This is a genomic window from Pseudomonas sp. AC255, assembly GCF_979258175.1.
On the sequence record NZ_OZ409841.1, the window covers coordinates 5,257,741 to 5,281,522 of the forward strand.

General features: G+C 60.7%; 19 protein-coding genes and 2 pseudogenes. 8 read left to right on the forward strand and 13 right to left on the reverse strand.

The genetic code is table 11. The features are described from left to right. Positions 1-29: 29 nt before the first annotated feature. Together ACZZ0K_RS23655 and ACZZ0K_RS23660 are read left to right on the forward strand one after the other, a co-directional pair. A complete protein-coding gene (locus tag ACZZ0K_RS23655; RefSeq protein WP_258707405.1) occupies positions 30-812 on the forward strand; it encodes an N-acetylmuramoyl-L-alanine amidase in 783 nt (260 codons plus the stop codon). 75 nt (positions 813-887) lie between these two features. Next, positions 888-2,500: pseudogene (locus ACZZ0K_RS23660) on the forward strand (EAL domain-containing protein). On the opposite strand, the gene ACZZ0K_RS23665 reads toward ACZZ0K_RS23660, so the two are convergent. Together ACZZ0K_RS23665 and algB are read right to left on the reverse strand one after the other, a co-directional pair. Next, positions 2,497-4,287, reverse strand: a complete 1,791-nt coding sequence (locus tag ACZZ0K_RS23665; protein WP_258707404.1) for an ATP-binding protein — start codon at positions 4,285-4,287, stop codon at positions 2,497-2,499. The pseudogene ACZZ0K_RS23660 and the gene ACZZ0K_RS23665 sit on opposite strands and share 4 nt — an antisense overlap. Positions 4,288-4,297: 10 nt before the next feature. Next, entirely contained in the window at positions 4,298-5,644 is a 1,347-nt protein-coding gene (algB, locus tag ACZZ0K_RS23670) for a sigma-54-dependent response regulator transcription factor AlgB (protein ID WP_024014980.1), read from the reverse strand. Positions 5,645-6,072: 428 nt separating this feature from the next. On the opposite strand from algB, the gene ACZZ0K_RS23675 reads away from it, so the two are divergent. The 5 genes from ACZZ0K_RS23675 to ACZZ0K_RS23695 all read left to right on the forward strand — a co-directional run bounded on the left by ACZZ0K_RS23675 (position 6,073) and on the right by ACZZ0K_RS23695 (position 10,555). Beyond that, entirely contained in the window at positions 6,073-6,357 is a 285-nt protein-coding gene (locus tag ACZZ0K_RS23675; RefSeq protein WP_024014979.1) for a hypothetical protein, read from the forward strand. Positions 6,358-6,431: 74 nt separating this feature from the next. After that, the gene (locus ACZZ0K_RS23680) at positions 6,432-6,596 is read left to right on the forward strand and encodes a DUF1328 domain-containing protein (RefSeq protein WP_003177151.1); all 165 of its coding nucleotides are present in this window, start codon (positions 6,432-6,434) and stop codon (positions 6,594-6,596) included. Positions 6,597-6,598: 2 nt separating this feature from the next. Next, the gene (locus ACZZ0K_RS23685; protein WP_258707403.1) at positions 6,599-7,063 is read left to right on the forward strand and encodes an inhibitor of vertebrate lysozyme family protein; all 465 of its coding nucleotides are present in this window, start codon (positions 6,599-6,601) and stop codon (positions 7,061-7,063) included. 715 nt (positions 7,064-7,778) lie between these two features. Continuing rightward, positions 7,779-9,110, forward strand: a complete 1,332-nt coding sequence (gltP, locus tag ACZZ0K_RS23690) for a glutamate/aspartate:proton symporter GltP (RefSeq protein ID WP_039757150.1) — start codon at positions 7,779-7,781, stop codon at positions 9,108-9,110. Between the two features lie 215 nt (positions 9,111-9,325). Further along, positions 9,326-10,555 (forward strand): nucleoside recognition domain-containing protein, encoded by a 1,230-nt coding sequence (locus ACZZ0K_RS23695; RefSeq protein ID WP_095182301.1) that lies wholly within the window; start codon positions 9,326-9,328, stop codon positions 10,553-10,555. A gap of 126 nt (positions 10,556-10,681) precedes the next feature. Here the strand turns inward: ACZZ0K_RS23695 and ACZZ0K_RS23700 are convergent. The 10 genes and pseudogenes from ACZZ0K_RS23700 to ACZZ0K_RS23745 form a co-directional block, all read right to left on the reverse strand. After that, a pseudogene (locus tag ACZZ0K_RS23700) lies at positions 10,682-11,296 on the reverse strand (ABC-type transport auxiliary lipoprotein family protein); the annotation flags it as partial. After that, entirely contained in the window at positions 11,293-12,231 is a 939-nt protein-coding gene (locus ACZZ0K_RS23705) for an MlaD family protein (protein WP_016772359.1), read from the reverse strand. The pseudogene ACZZ0K_RS23700 and the gene ACZZ0K_RS23705, both read right to left, overlap by 4 nt. A gap of 1 nt (position 12,232) precedes the next feature. Continuing rightward, positions 12,233-13,036, reverse strand: coding sequence for an ABC transporter ATP-binding protein (locus ACZZ0K_RS23710; RefSeq protein WP_122612880.1), 804 nt, complete (start codon positions 13,034-13,036; stop codon positions 12,233-12,235). Beyond that, a complete protein-coding gene (locus ACZZ0K_RS23715) occupies positions 13,033-14,148 on the reverse strand; it encodes an ABC transporter permease (protein ID WP_463559811.1) in 1,116 nt (371 codons plus the stop codon). Before ACZZ0K_RS23715 ends, ACZZ0K_RS23710 begins: the two co-directional genes overlap by 4 nt. Before the next feature lie 86 nt (positions 14,149-14,234). Continuing rightward, a complete protein-coding gene (locus tag ACZZ0K_RS23720) occupies positions 14,235-15,263 on the reverse strand; it encodes a DUF5924 family protein (RefSeq protein ID WP_252887070.1) in 1,029 nt (342 codons plus the stop codon). Positions 15,264-15,474: 211 nt separating this feature from the next. Beyond that, positions 15,475-16,869: a M16 family metallopeptidase gene (locus ACZZ0K_RS23725; RefSeq protein ID WP_252882932.1), complete on the reverse strand. Its 1,395-nt coding sequence runs from the start codon at positions 16,867-16,869 to the stop codon at positions 15,475-15,477. Between the two features lie 176 nt (positions 16,870-17,045). Further along, the gene (locus ACZZ0K_RS23730) at positions 17,046-18,704 is read right to left on the reverse strand and encodes a Na/Pi cotransporter family protein (protein WP_110599651.1); all 1,659 of its coding nucleotides are present in this window, start codon (positions 18,702-18,704) and stop codon (positions 17,046-17,048) included. Between the two features lie 432 nt (positions 18,705-19,136). Then, positions 19,137-19,904 carry a TerC family protein gene (locus ACZZ0K_RS23735; RefSeq protein WP_041476497.1) on the reverse strand — a complete coding sequence of 256 codons (768 nt, stop codon included), beginning with the start codon at positions 19,902-19,904 and terminating at the stop codon, positions 19,137-19,139. An 85-nt stretch (positions 19,905-19,989) separates the two neighbouring features. Continuing rightward, positions 19,990-21,297: a CitMHS family transporter gene (locus ACZZ0K_RS23740; RefSeq protein ID WP_056791180.1), complete on the reverse strand. Its 1,308-nt coding sequence runs from the start codon at positions 21,295-21,297 to the stop codon at positions 19,990-19,992. 381 nt (positions 21,298-21,678) lie between these two features. Beyond that, the gene (locus tag ACZZ0K_RS23745; RefSeq protein WP_463559477.1) at positions 21,679-22,026 is read right to left on the reverse strand and encodes a DOPA 4,5-dioxygenase family protein; all 348 of its coding nucleotides are present in this window, start codon (positions 22,024-22,026) and stop codon (positions 21,679-21,681) included. 81 nt (positions 22,027-22,107) lie between these two features. Here ACZZ0K_RS23745 and ACZZ0K_RS23750 point away from each other — a divergent pair, with 81 nt between their 5' ends. Then, positions 22,108-22,773 (forward strand): NAD(P)-dependent oxidoreductase, encoded by a 666-nt coding sequence (locus tag ACZZ0K_RS23750; RefSeq protein ID WP_095182307.1) that lies wholly within the window; start codon positions 22,108-22,110, stop codon positions 22,771-22,773. Between the two features lie 23 nt (positions 22,774-22,796). Here ACZZ0K_RS23750 and ACZZ0K_RS23755 read toward each other — a convergent pair whose 3' ends face one another. Then, positions 22,797-23,747: a choline sulfate utilization transcriptional regulator gene (locus tag ACZZ0K_RS23755; RefSeq protein ID WP_252879170.1), complete on the reverse strand. Its 951-nt coding sequence runs from the start codon at positions 23,745-23,747 to the stop codon at positions 22,797-22,799. Between the last annotated feature and the right edge of the window lie 35 nt (positions 23,748-23,782).

Sequence of the window (23,782 nt, forward strand, 5' to 3'; positions counted from 1 at the left end):
TTATCGTTTTCAGCGTATCGTCCCCTGCCATGAAATTCCTTGCCCTTGTTGCCTCGCTGCTCGTCCTCGCTGGTTGCGCCAGCGGTCCGCGCTATGACACCAGCCACCCTTCGGCCAATTACGACAGCCGCATCCAGTTCGTTGTGGTGCATTACACCTCGGCGTCGCTGGAGCGTTCGCTGCAATTGCTGACCCATGGCGACGTCAGCAGCCATTACCTGATCGGCGATGACAACAACGCCACAATCTACAAGCTGATGGATGAAAACCAGCGCGCCTGGCACGCCGGCGAAAGTCAGTGGCAGGGCCGTACCTGGCTGAACTCCAGTTCCATCGGCATCGAAATCGTCAATCCCGGCTACAAGGACACCCCGACCGGGCGCCTGTGGTATCCGTACAGCGAAGCGCAGATCGAATCGTTGATCACCCTGCTCAAGGACATCAGCAAGCGCAACGGCATCAGCCCGCGGCACATCATCGGTCACAGCGACATCGCGCCGCTGCGCAAGCTTGATCCGGGGCCATTGTTTCCGTGGAAACGTCTCGCTGATGAAGGGTTGGGTCTGTGGCCGAACGAGCAAGCGGTAGCGCGTCAGCAAGCCGTGTTCAACAGCAGTCCGCTGCCGGAACCAGGCTGGTTCCAGGCGCAACTTGCGCGCCTGGGTTACGACACGCCGCAAACCGGCGAACTGGACGTCGCCACGCGCCATGTCCTCGCCGCGTTCCAGATGCATTACCGCCCTGCTCGCTTCGACGGCACGCCGGATGCGCAAACCGCAGCACTTCTTCTGGTCCTCAATCAGACAAAATAATGACGCCCGCCCGACGGTCAGGGCGAAATCGCAATCAGCAGCTATAACTCATGGTAATTCTTCGGAAAATCCTTGATGGCTGCGACCCGAGAGACGCTGCGTAGCTGGTTTTATCGCCCTGCTTTTTGGCGATGATCGCGGCTGTCCTCAGCGCCAGCCTGTTGATCGCCGGCGGTATGTTCGCAGCGATACGCCAGATGGAAATGCGCGAGAGCCAGGAAATGAACGCCCAGGGCGAGCGTTTCCTTGCTCGCCTCGAACAATTGTTCGGTCAGTTGCGCGAAAGTCTCGACGATCTTGAAGCCCAGCCCTTGCGTGGCTGCGACGAAGAAATGATCGCGACCCTGCAGCAAGTCACCTTCAACTACCGCTTCGTCTATGAAGCGGCATATATGGACGCTTCGCGATTCTGCTCCAACCGTCCGCGCCAGGAAGGTCTGTCGTTGGTGCGTGCGCCGGACATTCAGGGCCCGACCTACAGCTATTGGCTGAATACCACCACCGAACCCGATGAAAACCGCGCGGCACTGATGCTCGGGCGCGGTAACTTCCGTGTCGCTACCTCGCGCGGACATTTGACCGACATGGTCGATCTGTCGCCCGGCAGCAGCCTGCTGGTGGTACTCGATCACGGCACTCGCGCGATTCCGGTGCTCGGCACCGCACAGACCTGGCCACCGACCGAACCCTGGCCACCGAAGAGCCGTGATGCGCTGCAAGTCACACAAACGCGGCTGATCTATCGCATGCCCACCGACAACCCGGAATATCAATTGGTGCTGATCACGCCGCGCACGGGCATGCACGTCCCGGCTGTGTGGTGGTGGCTGTTGCCGGTGTGCCTGATCGCCGGCGCCGTTGTCGGCTTTCTGACCTTGCTGCTGGTGCGTCAGCGCCAGTCACTGGATGCCGAGCTGCACGGGGCGATCCGCCGGGGTGAGTTGCAGGTGCTGTATCAGCCGATCTTCGACCTCGACAGCCGCCACTGCGTCGGCGCCGAAGCGCTGCTGCGCTGGCGGCGCCCGGACGGCACCCTGACCAGCCCCGACCTGTTCATTCCCATGGCGGAGAACACCGGGCAGATCCGGCAGATGACCGACTTCGTGTTGCAGCGTCTGCTCGAACAACTGGGCCAGTTACTGCGCGCCAATCCGCAGCTGTATATCTCGGTGAACCTCGCGGCCTGCGATGTCATGGTGCCGCGCATCGGCCAGGTCATGGCGCGGCTGCTGGCGCTGCACCGTGTCGCCGCGCGGCAGATAGCCTTCGAAGTGACCGAACGCGGTCTGATCGATGTAGTGGTGGCGCGGGAAAACCTGCAAGCCTTGCGCGACGTTGGCCATCAGGTGCTGATCGATGATTTCGGCACCGGCTATTGCAGCCTTGCCTATCTGCAGACCTTGCCGGTGGACTGCCTGAAGATCGACAAGGCGTTCATCGATGCGCTGGGCCATGACGCGGCGAGCAGCGGCGTCGCTCCGCACATCATTCACATGGCGCAGGCGCTGGATCTGAAAGTGATTGCCGAAGGCATCGAGCTGGAATCCCAGGCAGCGCTGCTCAGCAGTGAGGGGGTCAAGTTCGGTCAGGGCTGGCTGTTCGCCCACGCCTTGAGCGCCGTGCAATTCATCGAACTGATCACCCGAGGTCGACGCCTGGCCGGGCGGCGTATGGACGACGAGGCTTAAACGGCCAGCGCCATGTAGAACTGGGTGCCCTGCCCAGGCCGCGAGTAGACGCCCATGCGCCCGCCGTGCAACTGGACGATTTCCTTGCACAGCGCCAGGCCGAGCCCGGCGCCGCCCTTCTTGCGCCCGACCTGCACGAACGGCTCGAAAATCCGCCCCTGCTGGCCGTAGGCAATGCCTTCGCCATTGTCTTCGACGCTGATGATCACCCGCTCGCCATGGCGGCGCGCCTGCAGACGGATCTGCCCGTCGCGGGCGGTATGGCGCAAGGCGTTGTCGATCAGGTTGTCGAGGACTCGATCGAGTTGCGCCTGATCAGCCTGCAACCTCGGCAGCGGGCCTTGAATCTCGACGTTCAGCGCAACACCTTTGGCCGCAGCCACGTCAGCAAAGCGCAGTTGCGCCTGCTCCAGCAGGTCCTCAATGGAACATGGCGCCAGGGTGAGTTTCTGTAGACCGTTCTGGTAGCGCGAGAAATTCAGCAAGTCGTTGATCAATTGCATCAGCCGCTGCATTTCTTCGTTGACCGTATCCAGCAGGTCAGCTTCGCGCGATTCCACCGGGAACTTGGCCCGCTCGCGAAACAGCCCGAAAGCCATGTGCATGCCGGTGACCGGCGTGCGCAGCTCATGGGAAGCGCGCAAGACAAACTCACTGCGCACGCGCTCGAACGCGCGTTGCTCGGTGACGTCGTGCAGCACCATCACCGCACCGAGAATATGTCCTTGGGTATGACTGACCGGCGTCAGGCTGTAAGTCAGCAGGCGCGATTCGCCATCGACTTCGATGCTCAGATCTTCCGGCGCCCGCTCCAGCGTGCCGCCGCGCAGGACCAATTGCAGTTGCGCATCCAGTTCCGGGCGGCCGAGCGCGGTGCCCAAGCCTTGGCCCAGTCGATCGTCTTCCCAGCCCAACTGGCGCTGAGCAACAGGGTTGAGGTGCTCGAGCTGGCCCTGGCGGTCAATCATCAACAAACCGTCGTCGATACTATCGAGCACCGCTTGCAAGCGCTGCTGACCGGCCAACAGTTCGTCGACATTCATCGCCTGGTGTTCGCGCAACGCCTCGGCCATCAGGCCGAAGCGCCGCGACAGCAGGTTGACTTCCATGGCCGTGGAAATCGGCAGAGTCACGTCATAGTTGCCCTGGCCGATGTTGTCGGCAGCCTTGGCCAGCGCTTCGATCGGTGCGCCGAAGCGCCGAGCAATGCCCTGCGCCGTGACAAAACCGATGATCAGCACTGCCAGCCCGACCAGGCCAAGCAGCCCGGCTATCAGCAGGGCGCGTTCGCGAGCGGCGTGCTGCACCTCATTGATACTGTCCAGCGCGTGCTTGTGCTCAGCAATCAACCCATTACGCAGAATGTTGAAACGCTCGCGGAAATCCGTGCTAGTGCTGGCGTTCTTTGCCGCTTCGGCAGTCACGTCGAATGAGGCGAGGAAGTTCAGGTAATCGGCCTTGGCCTGGCGGAAACCGTAAGGCTGGCCATCGCCCTCCTGCTGCTGGGCGATGCCTTGGTCGAGCAACTCGAAGTAGTGCTGCTTGGACGCTTCGAACGCGACGGGGTCGGGCTTCTCGGCGAGCATGATGATCAATTGATCACCGAGGGTCTGGCGCAGCTTGAGGCCCAGATCCAGAGTGACAAAGTTGCTGCGCACCAACGCTTCCTGCGACCCGGCCATCTGCATCACGCTGACCAGCCCGAGCAAGAGCCCGAGCAAGGCCACGGTGATCAACGCAGAAATGCTCAGGAACAGGCGCGTGCGCAGCTTGATCGCCAGTTTCATCGCGCAGTGCTCACAGGTTGTACTGCTTGCGTTTGCGATACAGGGTCGAGGCGTCGATGCCGAGGGTTTTCGCCGCTTGATCCAGAGTGCCGGCGGTGGCCAGAACCGCGCCGATGTGCGCTTTCTCCAGCTCGTCCAGGCTCAGTGCCGCGCCGACCCGTGGCGCGTTGTTGGCCGGTTGTTCGGCCATGCCCAGGTGGCTGATTTCAACGCGTTCCTGCGGGCAGATGATGCTTGCTCGCTCGACCACGTTGCGCAGTTCGCGAATGTTGCCCGGCCAGCGATAACCGAGCAATGCTTCGCGCGCCTCATCGCTGAAGCCGCGCGCTGGGCGCGCGTACTCTTTGACGAAGCGTGCGAGGAAGCGATCGGCAAGGGTCAGGATGTCTTCGGCGCGCTCGCGCAATGGCGGCAGATGCAGGGTGATGACGTTGAGACGATAGAGCAGGTCTTCGCGGAAACGTCCGTCGCGGACCATGTCTTCGAGGTTGAGGTTGGTGGCGGCGAGGATGCGCACATCGGCGCGGCGAGTGACCGGGTCGCCGACCCGCTCGTACTCCTTGTCCTGAATGAAGCGCAGCAACTTGGGTTGCAAAGTCAGAGGAAAGTCGCCGATCTCGTCGAGAAACAGCGTGCCGCCATCAGCCTGATTAACACGCCCCAAGGTGCTTTCACTGGCACCGGTAAACGCGCCACGACTATGGCCGAACAGCTCGCTTTCCATCAGTTCGGCAGTCAGCGACGGGCAGTTGATAGTGACGCAGGATTTCTTCTCGCGCTTGCTCCAGCCGTGGATCGCACGGGCCAGTTCACCTTTACCCGTGCCGGACTCGCCAAGGATAAGAATGTTGGCGTCGGTGCTTGCGACCTGACGGGCCGTTTCCAGCACGACTTTCATCGCCGGGCTGTGGGAATCAAGACCGTCTTTCGGTTTGCGGATCTCGCCTTCCAGCGCTTCAAGGCGCGCGGAGAGCTGGCGCACTTCCAGTTGCTTGGCGGTGGCCAAGCGCAGTTGATCAGGGCTGCACGGCTTGACCAGATAATCGGCGGCGCCAGCCTGGATGGCATCAACCGCAGTGTCGACCGCCGAATGGGCAGTGACGATCACTACGCGCATCCACGGCGCCTGAATGCGCATCTGTGCAAGAACGTCGAGACCGTTGTCCTCGCCCAGACGCAAATCGAGGAAGCACAGGTCGAAGACCTGACGTTGCAGCAAAGCATCGGCTTGGGCCGCGCTATTGGCGGTGGCTACCGTATAGCCTTCGTCTTCGAGGCAATAACGAAACGTACGCAGGATGGCGGATTCATCGTCCACCAGCAGAATGCGGCCTTGTTGCTCAGTGGCAGATTCCATTTTTCCTACGCTCCATAGTGATTAGTCTTGGGTTAGTCCCGGAAAAATCGGGCAAGTTGCATGGTTGATTCTGAACGATACCAGCCATAGGAGGGTAGCTCTCTACTGCCATAACGGCCAATTCATTGATTTCGTTGAGTTTTAAAACATTCGGCGTTTTGCAGGGCAGATCCTGCGTCCTCTTCTGACATCTGCGTACCGGTAGCAATTCCATATCATCGAAATTTCCCACGAAATAATCGTGCATTGCGCACGACCGCAGAAGAGCCATCGTGCAGGATGCGTCGCAGGAAATTTCCGAAGAGTACGTAACTTATTGTTTTTATTGATAATTTCTGACATCAAAAAACTGGCATGCAGGCTGCAATACCTCACTCAGCCCGGGCAGAACAGCACTGCCCCAACAGAACAAGCGTGAGGAACACAGGATGACTCGCCCAATCGCCGCCCAAGTACGTATTTCGCCACTGCAGATCCAGCAAGGTCTGTTCGGTGTACTGGCGTTGCTGATCACCCTGATCGTCTGCCAGCAGTACATGAGCTGGGAAAACAGCCGTAAACCCGAGCCATTGATTTCGATGCAGCACAGCACTCAGACGCACTTCAGTGCCGTGAGCAGCAGCCAGGCTGAAAACGCTTCGATGCACATGATCGATGTCGACCAGGCGCAACCGCTGGATCAATTGCCACGGGAAGAGCGCTGGGTTTTCTAAGTCAGTGAATACATTCGGGCGCGTAGCGCCGGAAACCGGAAACACCCCTAAATAGAGAAGTAAGGAGAATCACCATGTTGAGCTGGGCAATTACATTCTTGATCATTGCCATCATCGCCGCCGTTCTGGGCTTCGGTGGTATCGCGGGCACCGCCACGGGTATCGCCAAGATTCTCTTTGTCGTGTTCTTGGTGATGTTCATCGCTTCCTTCTTCTTTGGCCGTCGCGGCCGAGGTTAACGATGATCGGTCTCAAGACATTGGCCGCCGCCCTGCTTCTGGGCGGCAGTACCATGGCCATGGCGGCCAATGACGGCCAGACCCGGGTCAACGAACTGCTCGCCTCCGACGCGCAGTACCGTGAAACCTGGGAAGGCGTGATCAAAAAGGAAGAGCGCGTACCGGAATGGGTGATCAACCTGTCCGGCACCTCCGAGCAACAGATGCATGCCGTTACGGAAGATGGCGATCAGTATCTGGTCGGCCCGCTCTGCGAGAGTCAGGACAAGTGCCTGAATCACCGTTTGATCGTGGCCTTCAGCTTCGACAAGGATGACGCCTACGCCATGCTGGTCGATGTGCCGGAAGGTCTGCCGCAAGACAAGTCGCCGACGCGACACGCGACTTATCGCTTCTTCGGCAAACCTGATCAGGGCATGCAGGATCTGCTGATGGAAACCCTGAAGAAAGATCCGAAGTGGTACTGACGCAGGACGCGCAAAGGTTTCGAACACGAAAGCAGCGCCCCGCTGCTTTCCATTGCACCGCCCGATGAGGGTCGGTGCATGACCAGGGGGCCGGGACGTTCTGACTGATGCACGGTCGGAGTGACCTACGGGTACAGGGAGTACCTGCGCAAGGGCCGGGTCAGGGTAAAGCTGCGCCGCAGGTTCGTCGACCCGATGGTCTGACGAATCTGCGCTGGGCTTTGAATCAGCTAAACCATTGATCCAGCGCGCCAATCCCCTTCTTTGAATCGTCGACACTGTGCGGAAAAACATTTCGCGGTGTTTCCTGACGACCGTATATCGACAAAGATCGCGCTCGATTCGTGTGACTCCTAGTCTTTCGATTTGGAGTTTTTCCGGAAATTTCCGCCAATTCCCGCTGTACAAAATTTGACCGCCCTAAGCTGTAATGGCCGGTTCACGGCACTTATGCCGGCTGAAATGTCACAATCGAACCGCTTGGGACGCCAGTTTCAATTGAAAAAGCTCATGCCGATTCGGCATAGGGTAGGCGTTTACGGCATTAGACGGCGCCACCTTGCATCGGAATAGTTGCGCCTTTTTTCGCCTGCCGAAGAGCCGTAAACACGCGCTTCGGGGCACCTTATACGGAGGCAGATGCACAGACTTTTCCGCTGATGAGCGTTCCAGTTCCTGCATGTGCCTGAGTCAAACGCAAGTAAGGGTAAAGATAATGAAGAAGGCAAAAATCAGCCTCGCCTGGCAGATCCTCATCGGTCTGGTTCTGGGGATTGCACTGGGTGCGTTGCTCAATCACTTCAGCGCCGAGAAGGCCTGGTGGATCAGCAACGTCCTGCAACCGGCAGGCGATATCTTTATCCGTCTGATCAAGATGATCGTGATCCCGATCGTCATTTCCTCGCTGATCGTCGGCATCGCTGGCGTGGGCGACGCCAAGAAGCTCGGGCGTATCGGCCTGAAGACGATCATCTATTTCGAGATCGTCACCACCATCGCCATCGTCGTCGGCCTGGTGCTGGCCAACGTGTTCCATCCGGGCACCGGCATCGACATGAGCACTCTGGGCACGGTGGATATCTCCAAGTACCAGGCGACCGCCGCCGAAGTGCAACATGAACATGCGTTCATCGAGACCATCCTCAACCTGATCCCGTCGAACATCTTCGCGGCCATGGCTCGCGGCGAAATGCTGCCGATCATCTTCTTCTCCGTACTGTTCGGTCTCGGCCTGTCGAGCCTGCAGTCGGACCTGCGCGAGCCGCTGGTAAAGATGTTCCAGGGCGTTTCGGAAAGCATGTTCAAAGTCACCCACATGATCATGAACTACGCTCCGATTGGCGTATTCGCACTGATCGCGGTGACCGTCGCCAATTTCGGCTTCGCTTCGCTGTTGCCGCTGGCAAAACTGGTGATTCTGGTTTACGTCGCCATCGCCTTCTTCGCCTTCGTCGTGCTGGGCCTGATCGCCAAGCTGTTCGGCTTCTCGGTGCTCAAGCTGATGCGCATCTTCAAGGATGAGCTGGTGCTGGCCTACTCCACCGCTTCCTCGGAAACCGTGCTGCCACGTGTCATCGAGAAGATGGAAGCCTACGGCGCGCCGAAAGCCATCTGCAGCTTCGTGGTACCGACCGGTTACTCGTTCAACCTCGACGGCTCGACCCTGTACCAGTCGATCGCGGCGATCTTCATTGCCCAGCTGTACGGCATTGACCTGTCGATCAGCCAGCAACTGCTGCTGGTGTTGACGCTGATGGTCACCTCCAAAGGCATCGCCGGTGTACCGGGCGTGTCTTTCGTAGTGCTGCTGGCGACTCTGGGCAGCGTCGGCATTCCGCTTGAAGGCCTGGCGTTTATCGCTGGTGTCGACCGCATCATGGACATGGCGCGTACTGCACTGAACGTGATCGGTAATGCCTTGGCAGTGCTGGTTATCGCGCGCTGGGAAGGCATGTACGACGACGCCAAGGGCGAGCGTTACTGGAATTCCCTGCCGCACTGGCGCAGCAAGGAAAAACTGCCGGCTGGCGAGATTTCCAAGAACTGACACCCCCTGTAGGAGCTGCCGCAGGCTGCGATCTTTTGATCTTGCTTTTAAAAAACAAAATCAAAAGATCGCAGCCTTCGGCAGCTCCTACAGTAGATTGAGGCCACCCAGTAAATCGGGGGGCGGCAGATCCATACGAACCCTGGAGAAATCCGGGGTTTGTCGTTTCTGGCGACCCCGCTATCATTCGCCGCATTCTTCGGGGGATTTGACTGATGCTTAATGGCCTGTGGCTTGGCTTCTTCATCGTGGCAGCCGTGTCGGCGCTGGCGCAGTGGCTGATCGGCGGCAACGCCGGGATCTTTGCGGCGATGGTGGAAAGCATTTTCGCCATGGCCAAGCTGTCGGTCGAAGTCATGGTGCTGCTGTTCGGCACCCTCACCCTGTGGCTGGGCTTTCTGCGCATCGCCGAAAAGGCCGGGATCGTCGAGTGGCTGGCCAAGGTCCTCGGCCCGCTGTTTCTGCGGCTGATGCCGGAAGTCCCGGCCGGCCACCCTGCCCTTGGCCTGATCACGCTGAACTTCGCCGCCAACGGTCTGGGCCTGGACAACGCCGCCACGCCGATCGGCCTGAAAGCCATGAAAGCGCTGCAGGAGCTCAACCCCAGCGCCACCATCGCCAGCAACGCGCAGATCCTGTTTCTGGTGCTCAACGCCTCGTCGCTGACCCTGCTGCCCGTGACCATCTTCATGTACCGCGCCCAGCAAGGCGCGCCGGATCCGACGCTGGTGTTCCTGCCGATTCTGCTGGCGACCAGTTGCTCGACCATCGTCGGCTTCCTCTCCGTTGCCTTCATGCAACGCCTGCGCATCTGGGACCCGGTGGTGCTCGCCTATCTGGTGCCCGGCGCGCTGATTCTCGGCGGCTTCATGGCCCTGCTCGGCACACTATCTGCAACGGCGCTGGCGGGATTGTCGTCGATCCTCGGCAATCTCACGTTGTTCGGCTTGATCATGCTGTTCTTGCTGATCGGTGCGCTGCGCAAGGTCAAGGTTTACGAGGCGTTCGTCGAAGGCGCGAAAGAGGGCTTCGATGTGGCGAAGAACCTCTTGCCGTATCTGGTGGCGATGCTCTGTGCGGTTGGCGTGTTGCGCGCCTCTGGTGCGCTGGATTTCGGCCTGGACGGTATTCGTCATCTGGTCGAGTGGGCCGGCTGGGACACGCGCTTCGTCGATGCGCTGCCGACGGCGATGGTCAAACCGTTTTCCGGCAGCGCCGCGCGGGCGATGCTCATCGAGACCATGCAGACCTCCGGCGTCGACAGCTTCCCGGCGCTGGTCGCGGCGACGGTGCAGGGCAGTACCGAAACCACGTTCTATGTGCTGGCGGTGTACTTCGGCGCGGTGGGGATTCAGCGCGCACGGCATGCAGTGGGTTGTGCGTTGTTGGCCGAGTTGGCCGGTGTACTCGGCGCGATTGGCGTCTGCTACTGGTTCTTTGGTTGATAAAGAACCCTGTGGGAGCTGGCTTGCCAGCGATGAGGGAAGCACATCCGAAATATCTGGTAGCTGACACACCGCCATCGCGGGCAAGCCCGCTCCCACAGGGATTGTGTTGGGCTTAAGGCCTTTGGGGGCCAGTTTCTGGCCTTGCTCCACGGCCCAGGCCACAACCTTGGCCGTAAGGCGATCACTGGCCTGGCCAAACCCGGCGACCACCGCCGGCACCTGCACATCATTCAGCGCCTGGCGCTCTTCAAAGCGGCGACTGGCCAGAATTCGCTGGTCATAGCCACGCACCAGCAACGCATCAACCCGCACCACAACGCCGGCCTGGGTGCCCTGATATTCGGTCTGAAACGCCTGCAAACTGCCGCCCAGTTCCAGATCCGCCTGAAAGTTGCTGTCGTCGGTGCTCAGCAGCGTCACTCGACCATCACGCTGGAATCCATCGAGCAGACGATTGCGCAGCAGTACCGGCGCCGGATCGCTCCAGCGCGAGCCCTTGTAGGAGCTGATCACATCGCCCTGCGGAATCACGGCAATGCTCGGCCGGTTCAGCGCTTCGCTGGCCTGCAATTTATTCAAGCGCAGCGACCACGGCTGAACCGTCGCCGGGCTGGCCGAGGCGGGCGCCGGTGCAGCGGGCAGGCGGTAAACATCCGAAGGTTCCGACTTGGGCAAGATCGAGCACGCGCCGATCAGGGTCAGGCCAGCGCCGAGCAGGGCGATTCGAGTCAGTTTCATGGGGTGAATTCCTTGTTCTTGTCGCTGCCCAGCAGGTAGCCGCTGGGGTTGGCCTCAAGGCGCTGGGAAATCGCGCGCAGCGAGGTCAGCGTCTCGCGCAGTTCGCGAATCGCCGGGGCCAGGCCGTTGAGGCCCTGCATGCCGTTATCCAGCGAATTCTGGTTTTTGCTGAGCAAGCCGTTGATGGTCACGCTGCTTTGCTCCAGCGACTTCATCGCCTGTTCGGCGCTGCCCAAGGCCTGCTTGCCCTGATCGTTGAGCAGGCCGTTGGCGTTGCGCATCAGCAGTGAGGTCTGCTCGAGCATGCTGCCGGCCTGTTTGCCGACGGTCGCCAGTTGCTGCATGGCTTGTTTGATGTCACCGCGCTGGTCATTGATGGTGCCGGTGGTCTGTTCCAGATGGGCAAGGGTCTTGCTCACACGCTCGACGTTTTCCGCGGAGAACATGTGGTTGGCGTTCTGCAGCAGGGCGCTGATGCCGGTCATCAAGTCGCTGCTGTCGTTGAGCAGACGTGAGATAGGCGAGGGCGAGGCGACCAGAGTTGGCAGCTTGCCGTCATGCCCGCGCAGTTTCGGGCTCTCGGGTGTACCGCCGCTGAGCTGAATGATCGACGTGCCGGTGATGCCGGTCAGTGCCAGTTTGGCCTGGGTGTCTTCCTTGACCGGGGTGTCGCCCGCCAGACGAATCCGCGCCAGCACCCGACGCGGGTCCTGCGGGTCAAGGCGCAGGCTGACCACGTCACCGACCTTGATCCCGCTGTACTGCACCGAACTGCCCTTGGACAGACCGCTGACCGCCTCGTTGAACACCACTTCGTAATCCTTGAACTCGGTGTCGACGCTGGATTTGGCCAGAAACAGGCCGAAGAGCAGGGCGCCGGCCACGACGATCACCGTGAACAGGCCGATCAACACATGATGGGCTCGGGTTTCCATATCAGACCTCGTTGAGCTGTTTGGCGGCGTCCAGCGCCGAGCGGCCGCGCGGGCCGTGGAAGTATTCGTGAATCCACGCGTCGGCGGTTTCCGAGACGTCGTCGATAGGGCCGGCGACCAGCACTTTCTTCTGCGCCAGCACCGCCACGCGATCGGTGATGGTGTACAGCGTGTCGAGGTCGTGGGTCACCAGAAACACGCTCAGCCCCAACGCATCACGCAGGGTCAGGATCAATTGATCGAACTGCGCCGCGCCAATCGGATCAAGGCCGGCGGTGGGTTCGTCGAGAAACAGAATGTCCGGATCCAGCGCCAAGGCCCGCGCCAGCGCCGCGCGCTTGATCATGCCGCCGGACAGCGACGCAGGGTATTTGTCCGCCGCCGACAACGGCAGCCCGGCCAGCGCCAGTTTCACCGCCGCTAGATGCTCGGCGTCGTGACGACTGAGGCCGGCGTGTTCGATCAGGGGCAGGGCGACGTTCTCGGTCACGGTCAGCGACGAGAACAGCGCGCCTTTCTGGAACAGCACACCGAAGCGGCGTTCGATCAGCGAGCGTTCATGCTCGGCCAGGTTCGGCAGGTTCTGGCCGAAGACTTTGACCATGCCTTCGCTGGGCCGATTCAGCCCGACAATGCTGCGCAGCAGCACCGATTTGCCGGTACCGGAGCCGCCAACCACGGCGAGGATCTCGCCCTTGTACACGTCCAGATCAAGGTTCTCGTGCACGCTCTGCGGGCCGAAGCGATTGCACAGGCCACGGACTTCGATCACCGCCTCCGAGGGCGCGCGGGGTAGACGACTCACCAGCCCATCTCCATGAAAAACAGCGCGGCCACCGCATCAAGCACGATCACCACGAAAATCGACTGCACCACGCTGGAGGTGGTGTGCGCGCCGACCGATTCGGCGCTGCCGCTGACCTTGAAGCCTTCCAGGCAACCGATCGCCGCGATCAGGAAGGCGAAGATCGGCGCCTTCACCAGCCCGACCAGAAAATGCTGAATGCCGATGTCCGATTGCAGCAGCGAGAGGAACATCGCCGGCGAGATGTCCAGCGACACCGCACAGACCACACCGCCGCCGACGATCCCCGAGAGCATCGCCAGAAACGTCAGCATCGGCAGCGCCACCAGCAGCGCCAGCACACGCGGCACCACCAGCAATTCGATCGGGTCGAGGCCAAGGGTGCGGATCGCGTCGATTTCTTCGTTGGCCTTCATCGAGCCGATCTGCGCGGTGAATGCACTGGCGGTGCGCCCGGCCATCAGGATCGCCGTGAGCAACACGCCGAATTCGCGCAGGAACGAGAAGCCGACCAGGTCCACAGTGAAAATCGTCGCGCCGAAACTGGCCAGCACCGTGGCGCCGAGAAATGCCACCACCGCACCGACCAGAAACGTCAGCAAGGCCACGATCGGCGCGGCGTCGAGGCCGGTCTGCTCGATGTGCGCGATCATCGGCGTAATGCGCCAGCGCTTGGGCCGCAACAGACCACGGGCGATGACTTCGAGAATCAGGCCGACGAAGCCGAGCAGTTGCAGCGTGTCGGTCCAGACCTTGTCCACCGCGCGGCCAATGCGCGTCAGCAGTTGCACGCTGACGCTGATTTCCGGTTCCTTGATCGGCACGCAGAAATCGCTCAGCGAGCAATACACGGTTTGCAGCAAGGCGCGATCAGCCGTCGAAAGGGTGCAATCGGGGTGTTCGGCGGTTTTGCCCAAGCGCTCGGAACCGAGCAGCTCGACCAGCAACGAGGCGCCGGCGGTGTCGAGGGCACCGAGGCCGTTCAGATCGATGGAAGTGTTGGCGTCGTACTGGCCGCGGAGCTTTTCGCTCAGATGCTTGAGCGCGGTGTAGTGGGCGAGCGTCCAGTCGCCGCTGACCCGCAGACGGGCAGGGCTGAGCGCGGTGTCCAGATGGGCACTGCCGGGGTTGGGCTGCTGGTCATAAGCTCCGTGCTTGTACGGCCGTTACGAGATCCTACGTAATAGCACGAACCGGATTACTTTTCTTTGGCCGGTGTGCTGTCGGTAATTGCGAAACGCAGCACGCCGATCAACTGGCCATCCTCGGTCAGCACCCGCACCTGCCACTTGCCCGCCGGGTTGCCGGGGAAATTCTGTTTGTGCGTCCACGCCCGGTAGCCTTCCTTGCGCCCGCCATGGATGTCGAGGGCGATGCGGTCGACCTCTTTGCCGTTGTAGGTCCACACGTGATAAATCCGCTCGTCGAGACCGCGCGGCGCGTTGATCGCAGTGTAGGCGTAGAGCCCGCCGCTGCGGATCTGCTCGGCACTGACGGTGTCGAGGCTGGCGCCGGGGGTGCGATCCTGCAACTGCGTGCTGATCGCTACGTCGGTCATCCACAGCGTTGCCGGCGGCACCCACGAACGCAGCGCCCAACCGACGCCGCCGATGCCGAAAGTAATGAACAGAATCGCCAGGGCATTACGCACCGTGCGGATCGGGAAGATCGACGCCAGGCTCGGGAACGACAGCAGCACGGCAATCCCCAGCGCCCATTTGAAACTCTGCGCGGTGGTCAGGTGCATGATCACCGGCAACGCAGTGAGCAGGGCGGCGAACAGGGTCAGGGTGTGCAGCGCGAGAAACGCCCAGCGCCGTGGCGCCAGCCATTTGTAGTACAGCGGATCGACGATAGAGATCAGTGCAGCAACGCTGAGCAGCCCCGTAAAGACAAACTGGCCGCTGTTCCACGTGGTGGTGATGAAAAAGAACGGCAGAACGAAAAACAGGCTTTCCTGATGGATCATCTGCGTCGCGTAGCGCAGCAGCGGCTGGGGAATTTCGCGTTTGAAGATCCGTGTGAACAGCCCGGTCAGGGTGTTTTCCAGCATCAGCCAGATCCAGCTGAGCAGCATGATCACCGTGATCCAGCTGGCCAGCCCCTGTTGGCGATCGACGAGGATGAAACTGCCGACCCCGGAAATGAAACCACCCGCCGCGATCAACCCGGGGTAGCGCTTCATCAGCTCGAGAAGGCGCTGGATAAGGAGGGTCAGTTTTGGCATTTTGGCGGTTCACGACGATATGGGGAAAATCCCGGAAAGGTTAACGCCGCATGCCCCCTGTGGCGAGGGGATTTATCCCCGATCGGCGGCGCAGCCGTCGTAGATCCTGCGAGCGAATTTTGTCTGGATATACCGAGCTGCCCTTATTGGGGCTGCTGCGCAGCCCATCGGGGATAAATCACCTCGCCACAAGTGCTCACTCACCACAGGATTAATGGCTTCCAGCAATTTTGTGGCGGCGATACACACGCCAGCCGATCAACATCAGCAGCACCAGACCGACCCCGCCTGCAGCCAGCCACAACACCTGATCATCACTGATCAACGGCTTCTCGATCCGGATATACCCCGGCTGCAACAGCAGCTCGCGCATCGCCTTGTTCGCCGCTTCCAGCGTCACCCCTTGCAGCTCGCGCGCGGGATTGGCAAAGCGGCCATCCTGATAGTCGGCCAGCGCGCTCCAGTAATAGTCCGCCAGTGCGCTGTTGCCCTGCACGGCCCAGGCCTGGTGAGCGATGGCGGCTTGCTTGATGCGGGCGAAGGTGCTCGGGTCGAGACCGTTTTGCAGCAGGTCGGCCTTGAGGTCTTCAAGCACCTGGATGGCTTCGTCGACGTCATCGCGATCCAGGTCAGCGTTGAGGCTCATGAAGCCGACACCGCCGAACACTTCGCGCTCGGCCCACGGCCCGTACGACAAGCCATGGTTGAGACGAATCTGCCGGTACAGCGCCCAGTCGAGGTAATCCTTGAGAATGTCGAACGTCTGATCGTACTGATCGTCGAGCACCGGTTCCGGCACCAGCCAGTGCAGCTTGGCGCTGTCGCCGATAAATCCACGGGTGAGGGTGCGTTCATGGGCGGCGCTGGTGCGGATGTCCGGCAGCGCCCGATGCTCGCTCGGCTCGACCGGCTCCAGCTCACCCCAGGTACGCTCCAGATAGGCCGGCAGCAGTTTGTCGAGTTCGCCGACGACGATCAGGGTCATGTTGTTCGGCGCGTACCAGGCTTTGCGCACCTTCTCCAGTTGTTCCTGAGTCAGATGGCCGACTTCGGCACGCTGCGGGCATTTCAGTCCCAGCTCGACAGCCAGTTGATTGCTCGCGGTATGACCGAGGTCCTGACGGTCGAGGAAACGTTGCAGCCTGGTGTAGTGCCCGCCGTCCTCACGCTCGACCACCCGTTTCGCCGCGTTGATTGCGTTGTCGTCGATGCGTGTCTGGGTCAGCAGCGCCAGCAGCAGGTCGAGCACCTTGCGCTGGTTTTTCGCCGGGGCTTCGATGACGAACGTGGTGTCGGCATTGCTGGTGAACGCATTCCAGTCACCGCCCAGCGCCTGCATGCGTTCTTCCAGACCACCTTCGCCGGTGGCGTCGATACCGCTGAACAGCAAGTGTTCGAGCAAATGCGGCAGCTCTTTCTCGTCGCAATCGAAGTCATCCAGGCCAACGCCGACCACCAACCGGATCGCCACATGCCCACGCTCGGTGCCTGGTTTGAGCATCAGCTGCAAACCATTGGGCAGCGCATAGCCTTCGACCTGAAACCGATCCAGGGCAAAGGCGGGCAGGGAACCGAGCAACAGACAGGCAAACAACAGGCAACGCATAACAGGCTTCCATACGGCTGATTTGGAGATCCGTGTCGTCAGTCAGGGCCCCATCGCTGGCAAGCCAGCTCCCACAAGGATCTGCGGCGCTTACAAAACCCTGTGGGAGCTGGCTTGCCAGCGATGACGGTCTCAAGGCTGAACCACTGTAACTGACTGGCCCCAGCCTCAGACGTTCAAGGCGAATGCGTAATGTCGGCCATGTCATCCACCGCCAGCGCGCCGGTGTCCGCCGTTTCCAGCACCACATAGGCGCTGCTGCAGAACAGCGAATTGAGCCGTTTCATGTCGGCGATCAACTCCAGATGCAGCGAGCTGGTCTCCAGACTCTGCACGATCTTGCGTTGCAAACGGCTGACATGCGCATGGGCCAGACGCCGTTCCTGCGCGCGAAAGCGGCGTTTCTCCCGTAACAACTGCCGCGCGCTTTCGCGGTCGCCGCTGAGAAACACTGACAGGCCCAGGCGCAGGTTGGCGATCAGTTGCTGTTGCAGCCCGGCAAGATCTTCCAGGCCTTCTTCGGAAAACGAACGGCGCTGCGAAGTCTTCTGCTGCTGGATCTTGCGCAGCATGCGCTCGATCAGGTCGGCGGCGAGTTTCAGGTTGATCGCCAGTTCGATGATCTCGGCCCAGCGCCGACTGTCGTGCTCGCCGAGATCCTCGCGGGGCATCTGCGCCAGATACAGCTTGATCGCGCTGTACAGCGCCTCGACGTCATCGGTCAGTCGGCGCATCTCCTGCGTGACGGCGGTCTGCTTGCCGCGCAGCACATCGAGGGAGGCGTCGAGCATGTTGTCGAGCAGATCGCCCATGCGCAGAGTTTCCCGCGCGGCATTGGCCAGCGCCAGGCTCGGCGTGACCAGCGCGGTCGGGTCGAGATGGCGTGGTTTGGCGGCGCCGTTGACCTCCGGCCGCTCTGGCAGCAGCCACGCACAAAGCCGCGCCATCGGCCCGACGCTCGGCAGCAGGATCAGGCAGCGCGCGGTGTTGTAGAGCAGGTGGAAGCCGATGACCATTTCCTGCGGGCTGAAATCGAGGCTGTCGATCCAGTGCACCAGCGGGTCGAGTACCGGGATGATCAGCAGCAGGCCGATCAGTTTGTACAGCAGACTGCCCAGCGCAACCTGGCGGCCGGCGGCGTTCTGCATGCTGGTGCTCATGAAGGCAAGAATGCCGCTGCCGATATTGGCGCCGATCACCAGACCGATCGCCACCGGCAAGCTGATCACCGCAGCACCGGCCAATGTAGCGGTGAGCAGCACGGCGGCGAGGCTGGAGTAGGAAATCATCGCGAACAGGGCGCCAACCAGGGCGTCGAGGAGGATGTCGCCGGTCAGCGAGGCGAAAATCACCTTCACCCCTTGCGCGTGCGTAATCGGCGCGGCGGCCTCGACGATCAATTGCAGGGCGAGAATGATCAGCCCCAACCCGATCGACACCCGGCCCATCTGCCCGAGCCGCGTCTGTTTGCGCGACAGAAAGAAAATCACCCCGAGGAAAATCAGCAGCGGCGACAGCCACGACAGATCGAGGGTCAGCACCCGCGCCATCAACGCGGTACCGACATCGGCGCCCAGCATGGTCGCCAGCGCCGGGGTCAGCGCCATCAGGCCCTGACCGACAAACGAAGTGACCAGCATCGCCGTGGCGTTGCTGCTCTGCACCATGGCGGTGACGAGAATACCGGCGATGAACGCCAGCCATTTCTTCGACATGTTCTGGCCGATGACATGTCGCAGATTGGTGCCATAAACCCGCAGGATGCCGGTTCGGACGATGTGCGTGCCCCAGATCAACAGGGCGACGGCGGACAACAGATTGAGCAGGGTGAGCATGCAGACCCCCTGTAGTAGCAGCGCCCCAGAGGGGCAAGTGAACGGCACCGCGCGGTTTCTACGTTTTTGATACTTAAGCTGTAGTTGGCGAACGGTCTCGGCGCCAGCATTGCACAGCTAAAGAGTGGATTGAAACAAAAGTGTCATGAGAAGCGCTTCATACACTCCCATTTAAATCAACGCCGCCCCTGTGGGAGCTGGCTTGCCAGCGATGGCGTCGGCACAACCAACATTGATGTCGCCTGACATTCCGCTATCGCTGGCAAGCCAGCTCCCACAGGGTCCGCGGTGCCTGAATGCTGCACAAACAAATGTGGGAGCGAGCCTGCTCGCGAAAGCGGTGGGCCAGCCAACATTGTTGTCGACTGGCACTCCGTCTTCGCGAGCAGGCTCGCTCCCACAGGGGTGTAGCGTGCTGCCGGGACTACCGGGTTATTGGCCCGGCACATCCTTGCGCAGTTTCACCGGATCCTGCTGTTTCTTTTTCCGGGCCATCGCGCCGCGCAGTTTGATGTTGATCGCTTCCACTGCCAGGGAGAACGCCATGGCGAAGTAGACGTAGCCTTTTGGCACGTGCACGTCGAACGATTCGGCGATCAGCACGGTACCGACCACCAGCAGGAACGACAGCGCGAGCATTTTCAGCGACGGGTGCTTGTCGATGAATTCGCTGATCTTGCCCGACGCCAGCATCATCACCAGCACCGCCACGATGATCGCCGCGACCATCACCGGCACGTGGGAAACCATGCCGACGGCAGTGATCACCGAGTCCAGCGAGAAGACGATATCGATGATCGCGATCTGGATGATGGTGTAGAGGAAGTTGCCGCCCTTGCCCGATGGCGCGTCGTCGCTTTCATCTTCACCTTCCAGCGCGTGGTACATCTCCTGCGAACTCTTCCACAACAGGAACAGGCCACCGAAGAACAGAATCAGGTCACGGCCGGAAATGCCCTGACCGAACACTTCGAACAGGTCGGCGGTGAGGCGCATGACCCAGGTGATCGACAGCAGCAACAGGATCCGCGTGACCATGGCCAGGCCAAGACCGAAGATCCGCGTGCGCTGCTGCATGTGTTTCGGCATGCGGCTGACCAGGATCGAAATCATGATGATGTTATCGATACCGAGGACGATTTCCAGGGCGGTCAGGGTAAAAAAGGCAACCCAGATTTCGGGGTTGGTCAGCCAATCCATGTGTATTCCTTTGAGCGAGTATTAAACCGAAAAAGGTCCGGGCTTCAAACCGCGAAGCCGGGACCCGTAACGGTGAGTCTTGGGCTTATAGAGTGCTGAACAGCGGGAAAGTCCCCAACAGCAGTGCAGCAATCAGAATGCAGATACACACCAGGATCGCCCATTTCAGGGTGAAACGCTGGTGATCACCGAAATCGATGCCGGCCAGCGCCACCAACAGATAGGTCGACGGCACCAACGGGCTCAGCAAGTGGACGGGCTGGCCGACGATCGAGGCACGGGCCATTTCCACCGCAGTGATCCCGTAGTGGCTGGCCGCTTCGGTCAGCACCGGCAATACACCGTAATAGAACGCATCGTTGGACATGAAGAAGGTGAAGGGCATGCTCACCAGCGCCGTAATCACCGCCAGGTACGGGCCGAGGAATTCCGGAATCACCGCCAACAGGCTCTTCGACATCGCATCGACCATGCCGGTGCCCGACAGGATACCGGTGAAGATACCGGCCGCAAAGATCAGCCCGACCACTGCCAGCACGCTGCCGGAATGCGCGGCGACGCGATCCTTCTGCATTTGCAGGCATGGGTAGTTGACGATCATGGCAATACTGAACGCCACCATGAACAGCACCGGCAGCGGCAACAGACCGCCGATCAGCGTGCACATCAGGCCGAAAGTCAGTGCGGCATTGAACCAGATCAGCTTCGGACGGCGTGCGTCGGGGAATTGCGAGACGCTGATTTCACTGTGATCAATCTCATCGCCGACCAAGTGCAGTTCACCGAGGCGGGCACGTTCACGCTTGCCGTAGAAGTAGGCAATCACCAGGATCGCCAAGACACCGGCGGCCATGGCCGGGATCATCGGTACGAAAATGTCCGAAGGATCCACATGCAGGGCACTCGCCGCGCGGGCGGTCGGGCCGCCCCACGGGGTCATGTTCATCACGCCACCGGCGAGGATGATCAGACCGGCCATGATTCGCGGGCTCATGCCGATGCGGCTGTACAGCGGCAGCATCGCAGCCACGCAGATCATGTAAGTGGTCGCGCCGTCACCATCGAGGGAAACGACGAGCGCCAGAACGGCGGTACCGACCGAAACTTTCAGCGGGTCGCCCTTGACCAGTTTGAGGATCTTGCGCACGGCCGGGTCGAACAGACCGGAGTCGATCATCAGGGCGAAATACAGAATGGCGAACATCAACATCACGCCGGTCGGCGCCAGTTTGGTGATGCCTTCAAGCATCATCGGGCCGATCTTCGGCGCGAAACCACCGAACAGGGCGAACAGGATCGGGATGATGATCAGGGCGATCAGCGCGGACAGGCGCTTGGTCATGATCAGGAACATGAACGTGATGACCATGGCGAAGCCAAGGAAAGTCAGCATGGGAATACTCCAGGCGTAGCGCGGCTAGTTGAATGAGCGGATCGGGCGGGATCAGCGCAGAACGGGAGGCGCGAGGCGTACGGGCGGAGTGACCAGCAGGAAGCGGGAGAAACGGCGGGTTGCAGAAGACATCAGAATCACCATTGTTGTTGTTAATTGGGCCGGGCCTGTGGAAAAAACACAGGGCTTGGGCCAACCGGTCTGTTGCCGGGAGTGGGGCGATCCTAATCGGGGAAGCTTTCAGCTACCTTTCGCGACCGAAAGCGATGAATGAATGGTCAACCGGCGGTCGGATGCAGCGACAGCCAATGAATACGGGACGAGAAGCGATACGAGGGAACGGATAGACAACGCTGGCTGGCAGTCTGGACATATTCGTTATCAGTTCAGTCCAAGCACCTGGTTAAAAATCGACAGATCCAGCGGCCGCACCGCGCCCATCCAGATCGCGTGTTCGGTGTGGTCGAGCAGGTCATCGCCAGTGTCCGGATGCAGGAACACCACCAATCCCTTGCGGTTAAGCGCCAGCCACGGCAGCACCTCGCCGATCAGCTCGGGACCGAAAGCCAGTTGGCAGCTCCAGTCGGGGTGCGGCCCCACCGGGCGTTCGTGCACGCGGCCCATTTTCAGCGCAAACAACTGCGCGGCCTGCTCGCACAAGGCCCGCGCCTGGTCGATGCTTTGTGCGTCGAAATAGACATGGGCGTGATAGCCCTTGATCCCTTGCATCGTGTCGCCTCTCAATCGGTTCGAACCCTTGGCTGTTTCCACCGTCACAGGTCATATAGGACAACTATAAGGAAAACAGCCATGAAAAATGCCGAGACCCCAGTGGTCAAAGTGGTGCTTTATGGTGCCATGGCCAGCCTGGGCGGTGCATTGATGGCTGAATTGCTGCGTCGCCAACACGAAGTCATCGCCATTCTCGACGATCTCACCGCACTCGCGCCGCGTCCGGGGTTGCGCACCAAGACCGGCGATCTATTCGACGCCGAGCGGGTCAATCAGAGCGTCGCCGGCAGTTCGGCGGTGATCTGCCTGCTGGACGCGCCGGGGCTGCCGTTCAGCAGCGACCACGTTGAGCGCTCGGTGACGCTCGGCCCAGTGGAGCAGGTGCTGGCAGTCGACGCCTTGGTCGAAGGTTTGCAACTGGCCAGCGTGCCGCGCCTGTTTCTGGTCGGCAACTTCGGTGTGCTCGACGAGCCTGACAATGACGAGCGTTTGCAACGTCACGCTGCCGAAGAAATCCTCGAGGCGGTACAAAGCAGCTCACTGCGCTGGACCTTGGTCAATGCGCCCCATGGCGTGGCCGGATTGACCATCGAGCACTTCAGTCAGGTCGGCGGCAATCTCGAACCGGGATTGGCTGAACCGCTGGAGCGTTTGAACCGTGTAGCGGTGGGTGTCGCCGATGAGCTGCGATTGAATCTGCATGTGGGCCAGCATGTGAATTTTGTGGCGGCTTCTGATTCGTAAAAGATCGTCCGATCTTTTGCTCTTCACACCGCAATCGAGGGCAGGGCCAGACCGTTAAGCGATTCGGCACTGCTGGCCTGTTCCGCCATTAACCAATCAACAAAATCCTGAATCAACGCACCCCGACGCTTGCGTTGCGGCAACACCACGTAATACCCCAGCCGCGACAGCGTGGTTTCCGCCAGCGGCCGGCACAGCAAACCCTGCACCAGCAAGTTATCCACAAGGTGCCGCCAGCCAATCGCCACGCCTTGTCCGCCGATCGCCGCCTGAATCAGCAAGGTGTAATTGTCGAAGCGCAATTGCCCCGGCGCTGGCGGCGTAGTCAGGCCCAACTGACGAAACAAGCCACTCCAGTCGAACCAGTTGCTGCTGTTTTCACCACGCAGATGCAGCAGCGGCAATTCCAGCAGGGCCTGCGCGGGCAACGGCAATGAACGCTCCTTGAGCAGCAGCGGGCTGCACACCGGGAACACTTCTTCGCTGAACAGCCAGTGGCTCTCACCCTGCTTGAATCGACCATCGCCAAACAGGATCGCCACGTCGATGTCGGTGCGCAGCATGTTGTGGTTGCGCTCGCTGGTGACCAGGCTGACATCAATGTGCGGATTGGCCTCATGGAAGCGATGCAGGCGCGGCATCAGCCAATAGGCGGCGAAAGCGAAATCCGTGGCCACTTGCAGCACTTCATGTTGCTGCTGAGTGCTGATTGCGCTTAATCCTGCGTCGATATTCTGCAAACCGAGGGCAACTTGCTGGAAAAGCAGGCTGCCCACCTCAGTCAATTCGATGCCCCGGTAGATCCGATCGAACAGGCGTGTGCCGAGCTGCTCCTCCAGACGTTTTATCTGCTGGCTGATAGCCGGTTGCGTGGTGCCAAGCTCAACCGCAGCAGCGGTAAAACTGCGATGGCGGGCCGCCGCTTCAAAAGCGCGCAGCAGATCGAGGGAGAGGTCACCGAGGGCGTCATACATAAGCTGTACTTATCCTAGTCATTGTCCGGCGCGGG